Source organism: Pseudomonas sp. LBUM1659, from assembly GCF_059716045.1.
This window is the reverse complement of record NZ_CP166797.1, coordinates 1,303,431-1,321,034: the sequence shown is the minus strand read 5'-3', so window position 1 is coordinate 1,321,034 and position 17,604 is coordinate 1,303,431. Positions and strand designations below refer to the sequence as shown.

At 58.2% G+C, this 17,604-nt stretch carries 14 protein-coding genes; all 14 read right to left on the bottom strand.

Translation table 11 applies throughout. The features are described 5' to 3' along the window. Nucleotides 1-138 precede the first annotated feature (138 nt). Nucleotides 139-1,452 carry a tRNA lysidine(34) synthetase TilS gene (gene tilS / locus ACA048_RS05805; RefSeq protein ID WP_497628310.1) on the bottom strand — a complete coding sequence of 438 codons (1,314 nt, stop codon included), beginning with the start codon at nucleotides 1,450-1,452 and terminating at the stop codon, nucleotides 139-141. 122 nt (nucleotides 1,453-1,574) lie between these two features. Then, a complete protein-coding gene (locus ACA048_RS05800; RefSeq protein WP_497628309.1) occupies nucleotides 1,575-2,522 on the bottom strand; it encodes an acetyl-CoA carboxylase carboxyltransferase subunit alpha in 948 nt (315 codons plus the stop codon). A 153-nt stretch (nucleotides 2,523-2,675) separates the two neighbouring features. Next, entirely contained in the window at nucleotides 2,676-6,197 is a 3,522-nt protein-coding gene (gene dnaE / locus ACA048_RS05795) for a DNA polymerase III subunit alpha (protein ID WP_497628308.1), read from the bottom strand. Nucleotides 6,198-6,273: 76 nt separating this feature from the next. Then, complete coding sequence (gene rnhB / locus ACA048_RS05790; protein ID WP_497629804.1) at nucleotides 6,274-6,900, bottom strand: ribonuclease HII; 627 nt, start codon at nucleotides 6,898-6,900, stop codon at nucleotides 6,274-6,276. Nucleotides 6,901-6,911: 11 nt separating this feature from the next. Then, nucleotides 6,912-8,042 carry a lipid-A-disaccharide synthase gene (gene lpxB, locus ACA048_RS05785; RefSeq protein ID WP_497628307.1) on the bottom strand — a complete coding sequence of 377 codons (1,131 nt, stop codon included), beginning with the start codon at nucleotides 8,040-8,042 and terminating at the stop codon, nucleotides 6,912-6,914. Nucleotides 8,043-8,044: 2 nt separating this feature from the next. Beyond that, on the bottom strand, nucleotides 8,045-8,821 hold the full coding sequence (gene lpxA / locus ACA048_RS05780; RefSeq protein WP_497628306.1) for an acyl-ACP--UDP-N-acetylglucosamine O-acyltransferase: 777 nt from the start codon (nucleotides 8,819-8,821) through the stop codon (nucleotides 8,045-8,047). Further along, nucleotides 8,818-9,258 carry a 3-hydroxyacyl-ACP dehydratase FabZ gene (fabZ, locus tag ACA048_RS05775; protein WP_007907157.1) on the bottom strand — a complete coding sequence of 147 codons (441 nt, stop codon included), beginning with the start codon at nucleotides 9,256-9,258 and terminating at the stop codon, nucleotides 8,818-8,820. Before fabZ ends, lpxA begins: the two co-directional genes overlap by 4 nt. Nucleotides 9,259-9,366: 108 nt before the next feature. Further along, the gene (gene lpxD, locus ACA048_RS05770) at nucleotides 9,367-10,422 is read right to left on the bottom strand and encodes a UDP-3-O-(3-hydroxymyristoyl)glucosamine N-acyltransferase (protein WP_497628305.1); all 1,056 of its coding nucleotides are present in this window, start codon (nucleotides 10,420-10,422) and stop codon (nucleotides 9,367-9,369) included. Nucleotides 10,423-10,424: 2 nt separating this feature from the next. Beyond that, nucleotides 10,425-10,928, bottom strand: a complete 504-nt coding sequence (locus ACA048_RS05765) for an OmpH/Skp family outer membrane protein (RefSeq protein ID WP_008028980.1) — start codon at nucleotides 10,926-10,928, stop codon at nucleotides 10,425-10,427. 45 nt (nucleotides 10,929-10,973) lie between these two features. Continuing rightward, nucleotides 10,974-13,364 (bottom strand): outer membrane protein assembly factor BamA, encoded by a 2,391-nt coding sequence (gene bamA, locus ACA048_RS05760; RefSeq protein WP_497628304.1) that lies wholly within the window; start codon nucleotides 13,362-13,364, stop codon nucleotides 10,974-10,976. A gap of 74 nt (nucleotides 13,365-13,438) precedes the next feature. Then, the gene (gene rseP / locus ACA048_RS05755) at nucleotides 13,439-14,791 is read right to left on the bottom strand and encodes a sigma E protease regulator RseP (protein WP_497628303.1); all 1,353 of its coding nucleotides are present in this window, start codon (nucleotides 14,789-14,791) and stop codon (nucleotides 13,439-13,441) included. Between the two features lie 53 nt (nucleotides 14,792-14,844). Beyond that, on the bottom strand, nucleotides 14,845-16,035 hold the full coding sequence (gene ispC / locus ACA048_RS05750; protein WP_497628302.1) for a 1-deoxy-D-xylulose-5-phosphate reductoisomerase: 1,191 nt from the start codon (nucleotides 16,033-16,035) through the stop codon (nucleotides 14,845-14,847). Beyond that, nucleotides 16,032-16,838: a phosphatidate cytidylyltransferase gene (locus ACA048_RS05745; RefSeq protein WP_497628301.1), complete on the bottom strand. Its 807-nt coding sequence runs from the start codon at nucleotides 16,836-16,838 to the stop codon at nucleotides 16,032-16,034. The genes ispC and ACA048_RS05745 overlap by 4 nt, the downstream gene beginning before the upstream one ends. Further along, entirely contained in the window at nucleotides 16,838-17,593 is a 756-nt protein-coding gene (uppS, locus tag ACA048_RS05740) for a polyprenyl diphosphate synthase (RefSeq protein ID WP_497628300.1), read from the bottom strand. The genes ACA048_RS05745 and uppS overlap by 1 nt, the downstream gene beginning before the upstream one ends. Nucleotides 17,594-17,604: the final 11 nt, after the last annotated feature.

Genomic DNA, 17,604 nt, shown 5'->3' with positions numbered 1-17,604 from the left:
AAACACCGGTACGTTGCTCGCTACACATTTTTTGGAATCGCCCAGCAAAGACTGCTTGGTAATCGGCAACTCCTGCAATTCAGGCGAATCCACAGAAGTTGTATCAAGAAGGGAGCGTAGTCTACCGGAAAGCCCCTTTCAGCTCAAACCTTGATCTTCGCTCGGTGGCAGCCAATGCAAATGCCAGCCTTCCTGCCTACTGCCATTCAAGCCCCGTACGTTGGCCACCGCCAGCAATTGCCCGTCGCGATAGACCAGCGGCAATCTGCCACGGGCGAAGCCCGGAACACCGCGCTCATTGAGCAAACGCTTCAAGTCGCGGTGGCCGCGATCAGGTAGAGCCATGACCTCACCTCCCTCACGATAGCGGATTTGCAGCGGACCATCGGGGATTTGCCCGGTGAGCGTGAGCACGCCGTTCTCCGGCAACGCCAGCGACTTCGAAGGATCAGCCCATTGGACCGCAGGCGGCGGACTGCATAGCCAACAGCCCGACAGCCACCAAATCCGCCCCGCCGAACGATGCAGTTCGCCATCCGCCAATCGCCAGACCGGGCGAGCATCACCGGAGGCATCGCGCAAATCCTCCCAACCCGACCAATGGTCGCTGTCAGGCAACCTCGTCAGCGATGCGAGCCAGTGGCTTAGCGCGTTGCGTTGACGAGCGGCGGAGCGCCTTGCAAGGGAAGCCAGCTCCAGAGAGGGCACGCCCAGCCAGTCGAAATCATTGACCGTGGTCGCTTCGGCCAGATCGATCTGTGCCAACTCATCAAGCAATGCCTGCGCTTCGCTCAAGTGCGCAGCGCTACGGGCCATGGTCGCCACTGCTTGAGGCCAACGCTCGGTCAACACCGGGAACACCTGATGCCGCAAGTAGTTGCGAGAGAACTGCCGATCCTGGTTCGAAGGGTCTTCGATCCAGCTCAGCTGCCGGGCTGTTGCATAGGCTTCAAGTTCGGCGCGACTGACGTCCAGCAATGGGCGCAGCAGATGTCCCCGCCCCAGCGGGCGCTGGCTCGGCATCCCCGACAAACCTCTCACCCCTGCCCCGCGCACCAATCGAAACAACAGGGTTTCTGCCTGATCGTCACGGTGTTGGGCGGTCAGCAGCAGTTCATTGGCCTGAGTGGCTTCAACGAATGCGCCGTAACGCGCATCCCGAGCGGCACGCTCAAGGCTGGCGCCGGGCTGAACCTGAACGTGAATCACCTCTAACGGCACACACAAGGCATCACAGACGGCCTGACAATGTTCCGGCCACGCATCAGCCGCCGCCTGAATGCCGTGGTGGACATGAATGGCGCTGAGCGCTGGCAGGGATTGGTTTTTTGCGAGGTGGGCGAGCAGGTGCAGCAGGACAGTGGAGTCGAGACCACCGCTGAAGGCGATGCGCCAGGTTGACGCGTTACGCCACGGTGCAAGTTGCTTGAGAAGTGTTGCGCAAAGAGTCATGACGCACCAAAACCTGTAGGAGCAGAGCTTGCTCGCGATGAACGATAACGCGGTCGGTCTGATAAACCGAGGCGCTCCAATCGCGGGCAAGCCTTGCTCCTACAGGATGCAGGAGCGTTCGATCAGAGACCGTAGCTCATCAATCGCGCGTAACGACGGGCCAGCAGCGCGTCATTGTCGAACTTCTTCAACATCGCCAATTGCGAGGTCAGCTCGGCACGGATCGATGCCGCAGCAACCGCTGGATTGCGGTGTGCGCCGCCCAATGGCTCGCCGATGACCTTATCCACAATGCCCAGGCCTTTCAGCCGCTCGGCGGTGATGCCCATGGCTTCAGCGGCATCCGGCGCTTTATCGGCGGTTTTCCACAGGATCGATGCGCAACCTTCCGGCGAGATCACCGCGTAGGTCGAGTACTGCAGCATGTTCAGTTGATCGCAAACACCGATTGCCAGAGCACCACCGGAACCACCTTCACCGATCACTGTGGCGATGATTGGGGTTTTCAGGCGAGCCATGACACGCAGGTTCCAGGCAATCGCTTCGCTCTGGTTACGCTCTTCAGCGTCGATACCCGGGTAGGCACCCGGGGTGTCGATGAAGGTCAGAATCGGCATCTTGAAGCGCTCGGCCATTTCCATCAGGCGGCACGCCTTGCGGTAGCCTTCCGGACGCGGCATGCCGAAGTTGCGGCGAACTTTCTCGCGCACTTCACGGCCTTTCTGGTGACCGATGATCATCACCGGCTGGTCGTCCAGACGAGCAATGCCGCCGACGATGGCCGCGTCATCGGAGAAGTGACGGTCACCGTGCAGCTCGTCGAACTCGGTGAAGATGTGTTCGATGTAGTCCAGGGTATACGGACGTTTCGGGTGACGCGCCAGACGTGCGACCTGCCAGCTGGTCAGCTTGCCGAAGATGTCTTCGGTCAGCGTGCTGCTTTTATCCTGCAGGCGGGAGATCTCATCGCCGATATTCAGCGAATTGTCGTTACCGACCAAGCGCAACTCTTCGATCTTGGCTTGCAGGTCGGCGATCGGCTGTTCGAAATCTAGAAAATTCGGGTTCATAGGCGTCCGTCTTGGGTCGACGTCCAAGAGAGCTTGGGCCGGCCGGTTGTCTATTCGCGCCCTACCTTAAGGGAGAGGCGCGTTCAGGTCGAGATTAAAAATTCAGGTCGAGATCAGGGCGCACTCTTCATGACAAGAAATGGCACCTGACCGTCAACGGTATTGGAGGAAGACGTTGTCTCGCCCGAACTGGTCACGCAAGGCTTGAATCAACGCATCCGCCGGATCGATTCGCCACGTCTCGCCAAACTGCAGCAAGGCCTTCGCATCGGGGCTCGTGTACTCCATGGTGATCGGGCATGCGCCACGATGCCGCTTGAACAATTCACCCAGCCAGCGTAGCTGATCGCCCTTCAAATCCTTGGTCTGCAGCTTCAGGCGCAGGCTTTCGGCAAGGTTGGTACGCGCATCTTCCATGCTCATCACGCGCTTGACCCGCAGCTTCAGACCTCCGGAGAAGTCGTCATTGCTGACCTCACCTTCGACCACCACCATCGCATCAGTCTGCAACAGCGACTGCGCAGAATGGAACGCTTCTGCAAATAGTGAAGCCTCGATCCGTCCGGAGCGGTCATCGAGGGTGATGAACCCCATCTTGTCGCCCTTTTTGTTCTTCATCACGCGCAGGGCGATGATCATGCCGGCGACCGTCTGGGTGTCGCGGGCGGGCTTCAGATCGATGATGCGCTGACGGGCAAAGCGACGGATTTCACCTTCGTATTCATCTATCGGGTGACCGGTCAGGTACAGGCCGAGGGTGTCTTTCTCCCCTTTTAGCCGCTCCTTGAGCGTCAATTCCTTGGCTTTGCGATGACTGGCGTAGACGTCCGCGTCTTCCTCGACAAACAACCCGCCAAACAAGTCGGCATGGCCGCTGTCCTGGGTGCGTGCGGTTTGTTCGGCGGCCTTGATCGCCCCTTCCATCGCGGCCAGCAACACCGCGCGATTCTGGTCGATGCTCGCCTGATAAGCCTTTGGCTCGTCATGGAAATAAGGCCCTAGACGATCCAGCGCACCGCTGCGGATCAAACCGTCCAGGGTGCGTTTGTTGATACGTTTGAGATCGACACGGGCGCAGAAATCGAACAGATCCTTGAACGGACCGTCCTGGCGCGCCTCGGTGATCGCTTCCACCGGACCTTCGCCCACACCCTTGATTGCGCCGAGGCCGTAAATAATCCGGCCTTCGTCATTCACCGTGAACTTGAACTCGGAGGCATTCACATCCGGTGCGTCGAGACGCAGCTTCATGCTGCGAATTTCTTCGATCAAGGTCACGACCTTGTCGGTGTTGTGCATGTCCGCCGACAGCACCGCCGCCATGAACGGCGCCGGGTAATGCGTTTTCAACCACGCGGTTTGGTACGACACCAGGCCGTACGCCGCGGAGTGGGATTTGTTGAAGCCGTAACCGGCGAATTTCTCTACCAGGTCGAAAATGTTGCCGGCAAGGTCGGCGTCGATATTGTTGGACGCGCAACCTTCAATGAAGCCGCCGCGCTGCTTGGCCATTTCTTCGGGCTTTTTCTTACCCATGGCGCGACGCAGCATGTCCGCACCACCAAGGGTGTAACCGGCCATGACCTGAGCAATCTGCATCACCTGTTCCTGATACAGGATGATGCCGTAAGTCGGTGCCAGTACCGGCTTGAGGCCTTCGTACTGGTAATCCGAGTGCGGGTACGCGAGTTCGGCGCGACCGTGCTTACGGTTGATGAAGTCGTCCACCATGCCCGATTGCAACGGGCCCGGACGGAACAGGGCCACCAGTGCGATCAAGTCTTCCAGGCAGTCGGGCTTGAGCTTCTTGATCAGCTCCTTCATGCCGCGGGATTCGAGCTGGAACACCGCCGTGGTTTCGGCTTTTTGCAGCAGCGTATAGGTCGGCTTGTCGTCCAGCGGAATGAACGCGATGTCCAGCGGCGGCTGATCGACCTTTGCGCGGTCACGGTTGATGGTTTTCAGCGCCCAGTCGATAACCGTCAGAGTCCGCAGACCGAGGAAGTCGAACTTCACCAGACCGGCGGCTTCAACGTCATCCTTGTCGAACTGGGTTACCAGACCATCACCGGCCTCATCGCAATAGATCGGCGAGAAGTCAGTCAACTTGGTCGGCGCGATAACCACACCACCGGCGTGCTTGCCGACGTTACGCACGACACCTTCAAGCTTGCGCGCCATTTCCCAGATTTCGGCGGCCTCTTCATCGACCTTGATGAAGTCACGCAGGATCTCTTCCTGCTCATAGGCTTTTTCCAGGGTCATGCCGACTTCAAACGGAATCATCTTCGACAGACGATCCGCCAGACCGTAGGACTTGCCCTGCACCCGCGCCACGTCCCGGACCACAGCCTTGGCCGCCATGGAACCGAAGGTGATGATCTGGCTTACCGCATTGCGACCGTATTTTTCGGCCACGTACTCAATGACCCGATCGCGACCGTCCATGCAGAAGTCGACGTCGAAGTCGGGCATCGATACCCGTTCCGGGTTAAGGAAACGTTCAAACAGCAGGTCATATTCCAGTGGATCGAGGTCGGTGATCTTCTGTACGTAGGCCACCAGCGATCCGGCACCCGACCCCCGGCCCGGACCTACCGGCACGCCATTGCTCTTGGCCCACTGGATAAAGTCCATCACGATCAGGAAGTACCCGGGGAAGCCCATCTGGATGATGATATCCAGCTCGAAATTCAGCCGGTCGACGTAGACCTGACGCTTGGCTTCATAGTCTTCCGTGGTGTCTTTGGGCAACAGAACGGTCAGACGCTCTTCCAGGCCATCGAAGGACACCTTGCGAAAATACTCGTCGATGGTCATGCCATCGGGAATCGGGAAGTTGGGCAGGAAGTGCTTGCCCAGCTTCACTTCGATGTTGCAGCGCTTGGCGATCTCGACGGTGTTTTCCAGCGACTCGGGCAGGTCACTGAACAGCTCGGCCATTTCCTCGGCGCTTTTGAGGTATTGCTGGTCGCTGTAATTCTTCGAACGCCGCGGATCGTCGAGGGCGCGACCCTCACCGATGCAAACGCGGGTTTCGTGTGCAGCGAAGTCTTCCTGCTTGATGAAGCGCACGTCGTTGGTTGCGACCAGCGGCGCGCCGATTTTCTCGGCCAGGGCCACGGCGCCGTGCAGCTGTTCTTCGTCGTTGGGGCGACTGGTGCGCTGGATTTCCAGATAAAAACGATCCGGGAACACCGCCATCCATTCGCGCGCGAGGTTTTCAGCTTCAGCAGGGTTGCCACTGAGCATGGCCAGGCCGATTTCGCCCTCTTTCGCCGCCGACAGCATGATCAGGCCTTCGCTGGCTTCGGCGACCCATTCGCGCTCGATGATCACCGAGCCATTGCGCTGGCCATCGATGAAGCCACGGGAAATCAGTTCGGTCAGGTTGCGATAGCCGACAGCGTTCATGGCCAGCAGACTGATCCGGCTGAGGGCGTTGTCCGGATCCTTGTTCGACAGCCACAAGTCGGCACCGCAGATCGGCTTGATTCCGGCACCCATGGAGGCTTTATAGAATTTGACCAGGGAACACATGTTGTTCTGATCGGTGACCGCTACAGCAGGCATGTTCATGCCGACCAGGGTCTTGACCAGCGGTTTGATCCGCACCAGACCGTCGACCAGGGAATACTCAGTGTGCAGGCGTAGGTGAACGAATGAAGCCGGCATAGTGATCCTGTCTGTAAACGTGAAAACAACAAGGCCCGGATTGTACCGGGCCTTGAGTAAAACATCAGCCTTGCGACTAATTCTCGGTCAGACTTTCCCGCGCCTCATACGCCAGACGCACCGGGGCGAACGAGCGACGGTGAATCGGCGTCGGCCCCAAGCGGGCCAGCGCCTCCAGATGAACGGGCGTCGGGTAGCCTTTGTGGCCACCGATGCCGAAACCCGGGTAAATCAGTTCGAATGCGGCCATTTCGCGGTCGCGGCTGACCTTGGCCAGAATCGATGCTGCGGCAATGGCCGGGACCTTGCCGTCGCCCTGCACTACCGCTTCAGCGCGCATGGACAGTTTCGGGCAACGATTGCCATCGATCATCGCCAGTTTGGGCTGAATGTGCAGGCCTTCGACCGCGCGCTGCATCGCCAGCATGGTGGCGTGCAGGATGTTCAGCTCATCAATTTCTTCGACTTCGGCCCGAGCGATGCACCAGCTCAGGGCTTTTTCGCAGATCTCGTCATAGAGCTTTTCACGGCGGGCTTCAGTGAGCTTCTTTGAGTCGTTCAGGCCGAGGATCGGGCGGTTTGGATCGAGGATCACCGCAGCCGTCACCACTGCACCGCAGAGCGGGCCGCGACCGACTTCGTCGACACCGGCCACGAGGTCTTCGACTTCGGCGACCAGGGTGAAGTCCAGGCCCATCTGAATGCTGGTTTTGCTCATTGTGGTTTGCCGATCAGGTTCAGTACTGCGTCCGCCGCCTGATTGGAGGCATCCAGGCGCAAGGTACGGTGAATTTCGTCGAAGCCGCGAGTCTGTTCCTCGCCACCTTCGATCAAGGGTGAAAGTGTTTGAGCCAGGGCCTCGACCGTTGCGTCGTCCTGCAGCAACTCGGGCACCAACAGGCGCTGGGCCAGCAGGTTCGGCAAGGAAACGTAAGGACTTTTCACCATCCGCTTGAGAATCCAGAACGTCAGGGGCGCCAGTCGATACGCCACCACCATCGGCCGCTTATACAGCAGCGCTTCAAGGGTCGCCGTACCGGAAGCGATCAGCACCGCGTCGCAGGCTGCCAAGGCCAGATGAGACTTGCCATCGAGCAAGGTCAGCGGCAGATCGCGACCGGCCAGCAGTTCTTCAAGCTGTGCGCGGCGTTCGGGGCTGGCGCACGGCATGACGAATCGCACGCCCGGACGCAGGGCGCGCAGGCGCTGGGCGGTGTCGAGGAACAACGCGCCGAGCCGGCCCACTTCACCACCACGACTACCAGGCATCAGTGCAACCAGCGGGCCGTCCGGCAAATCAAGCTCAGCCCGCGCGGCGGCTCGATCAGCCTCAAGTGGAATCGCATCGGCCAGGGAGTGCCCGACAAACCGCACCGGCACGCCCTTCTCTTCATAGAATTTCGCTTCGAACGGGAACAGCGTCAGCATCAGGTCGCAGCCTTCGCGAATCTTCAGCACGCGCTTCTGACGCCACGCCCACACCGACGGACTGACGTAATGCACGGTCTTGATTCCAGCCTGACGCAGCTTGAGTTCGATATTGAGATTGAAGTCCGGGGCATCGATACCGATGAACACGTCCGGTTTTTCGGCGATCAGGTCGGCGATCAGCTTTTTGCGACGCGCCAGCAGTTCACGCAGTCGCCCCAACACTTCCACCAGGCCCATGACCGATAGCCGTTCCATGGGGAAGTACGAGGTCAACCCTTCGGCCTGCATCAACGGGCCACCGACACCTATGAATTCCACCGCCGGATGCTGAGCCTTGAGTGCACGCATGAGGCCCGCGCCCAGAATGTCACCGGAAGCCTCACCCGCTACCAGCGCAATACGCAGATTAGCCATGATTAACGGGTGATGCCGCGAGTCGAAGACTGGATGGAGTCACGGAATACCGCGACCTCCGGGAACTGGTCCGAGGGTTCGGCGAGTTCGGTGAGCGCTTGTTCGATCGTCAGGCCCTGGCGATAAACCACCTTGTAGGCACGACGCAGTGCGTGGATCGCGTCTTCGCTGAAACCACGACGGCGCATGCCCTCGAAGTTCATGCTGCGGGCCTCGGCGGGGTTGCCGAACACCGTGACGTACGCCGGAACGTCCTTGCCGATGGCAGTCCCCATACCGGAAAAGCTGTGGGCGCCAATGTGGCAATACTGGTGAACCAGGGTAAAACCGGAGAGGATCGCCCAGTCTTCAACGTGCACATGCCCGGCCAACGCAGTGTTGTTGACCAGGATGCAGTGGTTGCCAATGACGCTGTCGTGGCCGATATGGGCATAGGCCATGATCAGGTTGTGATCGCCCAGGGTCGTTTCCGAACGGTCTTGAACGGTCCCGCGGTGAATCGTCACGCCTTCACGGATGACGTTGTGGTCACCGATGACCAGACGGGTTTCTTCACCTTTGTATTTCAGATCGGGCGTGTCCTCACCTATCGACGAAAACTGATAGATGCGGTTGTGCTTACCGATTCGGGTCGGGCCCTTGAGAATCACGTGCGGCCCGATCACTGTTCCCTCGCCGATTTCCACACCTGCGCCGACGATCGACCATGGGCCGACCTCGACGTCGTCGGCCAGAACGGCCGTCGGATCGATGATTGCGCGAGGGTCAATCAAACTCATAGCTTGCGTTCCGCACAGATGATTTCAGCGGAGCAGACTGGTTTGCCGTCGACCGAAGCCTGGCATTCGAACTTCCAGATCTGACGCTTGCAGCTCAGGAACTTGGCTTCAAGGATCAACTGGTCGCCCGGCAGCACTGGCTGACGGAAGCGCAGCTTGTCAGAGCCCACGAAGTAGTAAAGGGTGCCGTCCGCCGGTTTCACGTCGAGCATTTTGAAACCAAGGATCCCGGCAGCCTGAGCCATCGCCTCGATGATCAGTACGCCCGGCATGATTGGATGCGCAGGGAAGTGACCATTGAAGAACGGTTCGTTGATGCTGACATTCTTGTAGGCGCGAATGCGCTTGCCTTCCACATCCAGATCCACGACCCGGTCCACCAGCAGGAACGGGTAACGGTGAGGCAGGTATTCGCGAATCTCGTTGATGTCCATCATTTCGGGGGGAAGCCTATGTAAAGATTGGGAGCGCGCGACTGACACGCGCCCCTCTAGCAAATCAAGCAAGCAGTCTAACGGCTGTGCACACTTGATATGGAAATGGTATCAGCCATCTGATGAAGCATTACCGTCAGGGGTCACTTCCCCTACACGCTTTTCCAGCTGTCGCAGACGTCGCGCGATGTCATCGAGCTGACGGATGCGAGCCGCGCTTTTGCGCCATTCGGCTGCTGGCTGCATTGCCGTACCGGAAGAATAGGAACCCTTTTCGGTAATCGAGTGGGTCACCATGGTCATCCCGGTGATGAAAACGTTGTCGCAAATTTCGATATGTCCCACCAGCCCTACGCCACCAGCGAGCATGCAATGCTTGCCGATTTTGGTACTGCCGGAGATTCCCACACAGGCGGCCATGGCGGTGTGATCACCGACCTGAACGTTGTGGGCGATCTGGATCTGGTTGTCGAGCTTCACACCATTGCCAAGAATGGTATCGGCCAACGCACCGCGATCAATAGCGGTATTCACACCAATTTCCACATCGTCACCGACCAACACACCACCGATCTGGGCGATTTTCTGCCAGACACCTTTCTCGTTGGCAAAACCGAAACCTTCGCCACCGAGCACGGCACCTGACTGAATGACCACACGTTTGCCGATGCGTACGTCGTGGTACAGCGTGACCCGCGGGGCCAGCCAGCCGCCCTCGCCGATTTCACAGCGCGCGCCAATGAAGCAATGGGCACCGATGGTCACGCCGGCAGCAATACGTGCCGCGCTTTCGATCACCGCAAAGGCACCAATACTCGCAGCCGGGTCAACCACCGCATCCTTGGCCACAACTGCTGTCGGGTGAATACCGGCAGCCGCTTTCGGCTTTGGATCGAACAGGTGGGAAATACGCGCGTAGGCCAGATACGGATCAGGCACCACCAGCGCATTACCGGCGAAACCTTCGGCATCAGCGGCCTTCAGCAACAGTGCTGCGGCCCGGCTGTCTGCCAGGTATTTACGGTATTGAGGGTTTGCGAGAAAGCTCAACTGAGCTGGGCCAGCCTCTTGCAAAGTGGCCAGCCCAGTAATTTCTTTCGCCGGGTCGCCACGTAGCGTGGCGCCGAGGAACTCGGCCAACTGGCCGAGCTTTATAGTCGCTGTCATGATTACTTCAGCTGATTCATGCGCTCGATAACCTGGCGAGTAATGTCGTACTGAGGTTTGACATCAATCACTGCGCCACGCTCGAAGACCAGGTCAAAAGCACCTTTCTTGATAACTTCTTCCACAGCACTGTCCAGTTTCGGCTTGAGCTGCTTCAGCATTTCACGGTCGGCAACGGCTTTGGCTTCGTTCAGCTCCTTGGACTGGAACTGGAAGTCACGGGCCTTTTGCTTGAACTCGAGTTCAAGGCGCTCACGCTCGCCTTGCTGCATCTTGTCGCCACCGGCCATCAGACGATCCTGAATGCCTTTGGCGCTGCTTTCCAGCGTCTTGAGCTTGGTCAGTTGCGGGCCAAACTTCTTCTCGGCATCCACGGCGTATTTCTTGGCCGCGTCGGATTCCAGCAGAGCCATCTGATAGTTCAGAACGGCGATTTTCATATCGGCAAAAGCCGGACCTGCTACCAGTACGGTTGCGAGGAGAACCAATTGAGTCAACTTACGCACGATGCACTCCTACAAAATCCATTGTCGTTATTTTGGGTCAGACGCTTAGAACGTCTGGCCAAGAGAGAATTGGAACACTTGAGTCTCAGCGTTATCCGGTTCTTTTACCGGGAAGGCCAGTGCGAAACTCAGCGGCCCCAGTGCAGTTACCCATGTAACACCAACACCCACGGAGCTGGCCATGTCGTTGAAGCTGATATCGTTACATTGCGTATTGGACTTCGACTGAGGGTTGGTATTGGTGGTCTGCTCGCACTTGGAGTCAAACACATTACCCACATCCCAGAATACCGAAGTGCGCAGGGAACGTTGATCCTTGACGAACGGCAGCGGGAACAGAACCTCTGCACCACCTTGAATCAGAACGTTGCCGCCGAATGGCAGTGGATCCTGATCCGGGTCTTGAATTGTCCCGGCGTTACCCGTGACTGGCTGACCGCGACTCGGCGTACTGCGCGGGCCCAGTGTACTGTCCTTGAAACCACGAACCGAGTTGAAACCACCAGCAAAGTAGTTTTCATAGAACGGCAAGCCGTTGGTCGAACCATACCCATCGCCATAACCCAATTCAGTGTGCAGGCGCATGGTGTAATTTTCAGACAAAGGCTGGAACAACTGGCCACGGTAATCGAGCTTGAAGAACGACAGGTCACTACCCGGTGTGGTGACTTCCGCCGTCAAGCTTTGAGAATGACCACGGGTCGCCAATACACCTTTGTTCAGGGTGGATTCGGACCAGCCAGCCGACGCCTTGAAGTTCAGATACTCATCACCTTCAGTGTTAACAAAGTCGAAAATCTCGTCGACGGTATATTGACCAGTCTTGATCTTGTCTTGCTGTGCAGTCAGACCAAAGGTCAGACGCGATGTCTCGCTGATCGGGTAACCGACGCTCACACCAGCACCCAGGCTGTCTACGGCATAGCTTGCTACGTCGACATCAAGATCATCGTAGTTGGTGGTGCGATAGAAAGCGTTGTAACCCAGGCTCACACCGTCAGCAGTCCAGTACGGGTCGACATAACCGAAGTTATAGCGGCTCTGGTATTCGCTTTTGGTCAAGCCGATGCTGACCTTGTTACCGGTACCCAGGAAGTTGTTCTGAGTGATCGAACCACCGAGGATCAGGCCGGCACTTTGTGCGAAGCCAATGCTGGCGGTGATCGAACCGGAAGCCTGTTCTTCAACGCCGTAGTTCACGTCAACCTGGTCATCGACACCTGGCACAGCCGGGGTTTCGACGTTGACTTCTTTAAAGAAGCCCAGGCGCTCAAGACGCGTCTTGGATTGATCGATCAGATAGGTCGAAGCCCAGCCGCCTTCCATCTGGCGCATTTCGCGGCGCAGCACTTCGTCTTCGGACTTGGTGTTGCCACGGAAGTTGATACGGTTAACGTAAGCACGTTTGCCCGGATCCACAGCAAAGGTGATGTCGACTGTGTGGTCTTCATTATGAGGCTGAGGCACGCCGTTGACGTTGGCGAAGGTGTAACCCTCGTTACCCAGACGACGGGTGATCAATTCCGAGGTGGTGGTCATCAGCTTGCGCGAGAACACCTGGCCTTTCTGAACCAGCAGCAGGGACTTGATTTGATCTTCAGGGACTTTCAGGTCACCGCTCAGCTTGACGTCACGAACGGTGTACTTATCGCCTTCGTTGACGTTGACAGTGATGTAGACGTGCTTCTTGTCCGGGGTGATGGACACCTGCGTCGAAGCGATATCCATATTGATATAGCCACGGTCCAGGTAGTAGGAGCGCAGACGCTCCAGGTCACCGGAAAGCTTTTCACGCGCGTACTTGTCGTCGTTCTTGAAGAAAGACAGCCAGTTGGTAGTCTTCAGTTCGAACAGGTCGATCAGGTCTTCTTCAGGGAAGACGGTGTTACCCACCACGTTGATGTGCTGGATAGCAGCGACGGTGCCTTCGTTGATGTTGACCTTCAACCCGACACGGTTACGAGGTTGCGGCACCACTTCGGTGTCGACGGTGGCAGAGTAGCGACCCTGGGCGACGTATTGGCGCTGCAGTTCGTTACGCACACCTTCGAGCGTGGCACGCTGAAAGATCTCGCCTTCAGCCAGACCGGATTGTTTGAGGCCTTTCATCAGGTCTTCAGTAGAGATCGCCTTGTTACCCTCGATCTCAATACTGGCGACAGACGGGCGCTCGACTACCGTGATGACCAGGACGTTGCCATCGCGGCCCAGCTGGATATCTTGAAAGAACCCGGTTTTGAACAACGCACGAGTGGATTCCACCAGGCGACGATCGTCCGCCTGTTCACCGACGTTCAACGGCAAAGCACCAAAGACGCTACCCGCGGAGACCCGCTGGAGGCCATTGACGCGAATATCAGAGATAGTGAAGGACTCGGCGTGAACTTCGGCGATCATCAATACGGTGAGAACCGCAGTTAGCAGCAGACGTTTCATGAAGTCCTTTCTTATTCCAACTGGCAATAAACAAACTGCCGCAAAATGCGGCAGATTCGCAATTCAGCGAAGTGTTACAGACGGCCCAAATCATTGACCAGAGCGAGCAACATCACCCCGACCACCAAACTGATACCGATCTGTATCCCCCAACCCTGCACCCGATCCGACAAGGGACGACCACGCGCCCACTCGATCAGATAAAACAACAGATGCCCCCCATCCAGTACAGGAATGGGCAACAAATTCAGAACCCCCAAGCTAATACTCAGATATGCAAGGAAATTCAGGAAGTCAGCAACGCCCGACTGGGCAGAAGCGCCCGCCACTTTAGCAATGGTTATCGGTCCACTCAAGTTTTTTACCGAGAGCTCACCGAACAACATTTTCTTGAGAGAATCGAGGGTCAGTACGCTCATGGTCCAGGTGCGTCGCGCACCCTCTCCAATCGCGGCCACAGGACCGTAACTGACTTCGCGAATCATCTCTGGCGGCCAATCGACCGCTTTCACGCCGGCCCCCATATAACCGGTAGGTGCCTTGCTCTCGCCGCGAGCAGCCAACGTAACAGGGACGTCGATTTGTGCACCATCACGCTCAACGCGCAGCATGATTTTGGTATCCGGATGCATACGAACGGTGTCGACCACCTGCTGCCAGTCATCCAGCGCCTTGCCATCGAGAGCAAGCAACCGGTCACCGGTCTTCAGACCCGCAGTCTGCGCCGGCCCTTTCGGATCAATTTCGGCCAACACAGGAGGCAGCGCCGGACGCCAGGGACGAATACCCAACGAACGAATCGGATCCGGCTCGTCAGCACCCTTGAGCCATTTATCCAGCGCCAGCTCGCGAGGAGAGTCCGTCGTGGAGCCCTGCTCACGCACCAATAATTGAAGTGAACCACTCTCACCAAGACGACGAACCAGCTGCAGATTCACCGCCGCCCAGCCGGAAGTTGGCTCGCCATCAATGGCAATGATTTCCTGACCAGCGCTCAATCCGGCCCTGGCGGCAATACTGCCGGACTCGACGGCGCCGATGACTGGCCGCACCTGCTCGCTGCCGAGCATCGCCAACACCCAGAAAAACACCATTGCCAAGAGGAAATTGGCAATCGGACCTGCGGCCACGATAGCGATACGCTGACGGACAGATTTGCGATTGAAGGAATGCTCGATCTGATCGGCCGGCACTTCGCCTTCCCGCTCATCGAGCATCTTCACGTAGCCGCCCAATGGAATGGCAGCCACGACGAACTCAGTACCTTTCTTGTCGTGCCAGCGTAGCAACGGCATGCCGAAGCCTACGGAGAAACGCAGCACTTTGACCCCACAGCGACGTGCGACCCAGAAATGGCCGAATTCGTGGAAGGTAACCAGCACACCCAAAGCCACCAGGGTGCCGACAATCATATAGAGCGCGCTCATCTACTTTCTCCGCAATCCTATTCAGTGCCGCATGGGCCAACGTATTGCAGCACTTACCGCCCGTGACGACTCAACCATTGCCCGGCCAGAACTCGCGCCTTCGCGTCGGCCGTAAACACCGCCTCGAGATCTTCCACCACAACGACAGGCTCGAGGTTCAACACTTCCTCGATAATACTCGCGATTTCCGGGTAGCGAACCCGCCCGTCGAGAAACGCCGAGACAGCCACTTCATTCGCAGCATTGAGCGTCGCCGGTGCACTATTGCCAGCCTCCGCAGCCTGACGCGCAAGGCGCAGGCAAGGGAAACGCTCTTCATCGGGGGCCTGGAAATCCAGACGCGCAATGGCAAACAGGTCCAGCGGCGCCACGCCCGAGTCTATACGTTCCGGCCAGGCCAGGGCGTTTGCGATCGGCGTGCGCATATCCGGATTGCCCAACTGGGCCAGCACTGAACCATCGATGTAGTCGACCAGAGAATGAATCACGCTCTGAGGGTGAATCACGACTTCGACTTGGGACGGCTTGGCGTCGAACAGCCAGCAGGCCTCGATCAACTCGAGCCCCTTGTTCATCATGCTGGCGGAATCCACCGAAATTTTGCGCCCCATTGACCAGTTCGGATGAGCACACGCCTGGTCAGGCGTAACATGCGCCAGTTCGGCCATTGGTGTCTGTCGGAACGGACCACCAGAGGCGGTAAGAAGAATCCGACGCACGCCGACCGCGCCAAGCCCACGGGCGAAATCCTGTGGCATGCACTGGAAAATCGCATTGTGCTCACTGTCGATCGGCAGCAGTACCGAACCGCTTTTGCGTACGGCCTGCATGAACAGCGCTCCGGACATCACCAGCGCTTCTTTGTTAGCCAGCAGAATTTTCTTGCCGGCCTCGACTGCCGCCAGGGTCGGACGCAAGCCCGCCGCGCCAACGATGGCTGCCATGACCGCATCAACTTCAGGGTCAGAAGCAACCTGACACAACCCCTCCTCCCCCACCAGAACACGAGTCGACAGACCAGCTGCGCGCAAATCGTCCTGCAGGGTTCGGGCCGCGCTCGCTTGCGGCACAACAGCAAACCGCGGCGTATGACGCACGCACAAAGCCAATAACTCGCTCAGGCGAGTGAACCCGCTCAAGGCGAAAACCTGGCAACGCGCCGGATGACGAGCAATCACGTCGAGGGTGCTCAGACCAATCGAACCGGTCGCCCCCAAGACAGTAATCTGTTGTGGGCGGCTCACGGTGCGGCCATCCACAACAGCACAGCGAATACTGGAATCGCAGCCGTCAGGCTGTCGATTCGATCCAGGACACCACCATGCCCCGGCAGCAGGTTGCTGCTGTCCTTGATGCCCGATTGACGCTTGAACATGCTCTCGGTGAGGTCGCCCACCACCGAGATGAAGACGATCACTGCCGCACCGATCAACCCCATCAGCATCTGGGCGAAACTCCAGTCGCGCACTAAACCGACAATCGCCGTGATCAGCAGACTCAGCAGTAAACCGCCGTACACGCCTTCCCAGCTCTTGCCGGGGCTGACCTGCGGCGCCAGCTTGCGCTTGCCGAAGGCCCGGCCGGAAAAGTACGCACCGATATCGGCACCCCAGACCAACACCATCACTGCCATGATCAACCAGTTCCCCAAGGGCTCCTGCTTGATCTGGACCAAGCCTTGCCAGGCCGGCAACAGGATCAGCAAACCGATCACCAGTTTGCTGGCGGCGCTGGCCCAGTGCTCGCTCGAGCGCGGGTACGTCAGCACCAGATAAGTCGCCACACCCCACCAGAGTACTGAAGCGCCCAACACCCAAGGCGCCAACCCCGGCAGGATGTACATGACAAACAGCATCAACGCGACGAAAACGGCATAGGCAACGCGAATCGGCTGAGCAGTGAAGCCGGCCAGCCGCGCCCATTCCCAAGCGCCGAGCATCACTACAAACCCGATGAACAACGCAAAGTTGGAACCTTCGAGCAGGAAAAACCCGCACAAAGCGATCGGCAGCAGGATCAGGGCGGTGATGATTCGTTGTTTAAGCATTAAACCCGGGCTCCATTCTCGACCTGCTCGCTCGTTTTACCGAAGCGGCGCTGGCGAGAAGCGAAATCGGCCAGCGCGTTTCGCATGGCGTCGTGTTTGAAGTCCGGCCAGAACAGGTCGGAGAAGTACAACTCGGCGTAAGCCAGCTGCCACAGCAGGAAGTTGCTGATGCGGTGCTCGCCACCGGTACGGATGCACAAGTCCGGCAACGGCAGATCGCCGGTGGCCAGACAGGTTTGCAGCAATTCAGGGGTGATGTCTTCCGGACGCAGATGCCCGGCCTGAACTTCCCGTGCCAGACGCTGAGCGGCCTGCGCGATGTCCCACTGACCGCCGTAATTGGCGGCGATCTGCAAGACAAAGCGGTTGGCACCGACGGTCATCGCCTCAGCTTCACGCATGGCAGCCTGAAGCTCGGGATGAAAGCGCGAGCGATCACCGATGATGCGCAGACTGATGTTGTTGTCATTGAGGCGCTTGGCCTCGCGACGCAATGCCTTGAAGAACAAATCCATCAAGGCACTGACTTCATCTGCGGGACGCTGCCAGTTCTCACTGGAGAAGGCAAACAGGGTCAACACTTCGACCTTGGCCTCGGCACACACCTCGATCACCGCACGAACCGCATCCACGCCCGCTTTATGCCCGGCGACACCCGGCATAAAGCGTTTTTTCGCCCAGCGATTATTACCATCCATGATGATCGCGACATGGCGCGGCACCGCGGACGACACAGTCTGCTTGGTCTTTTCCATGAAAGATTGAC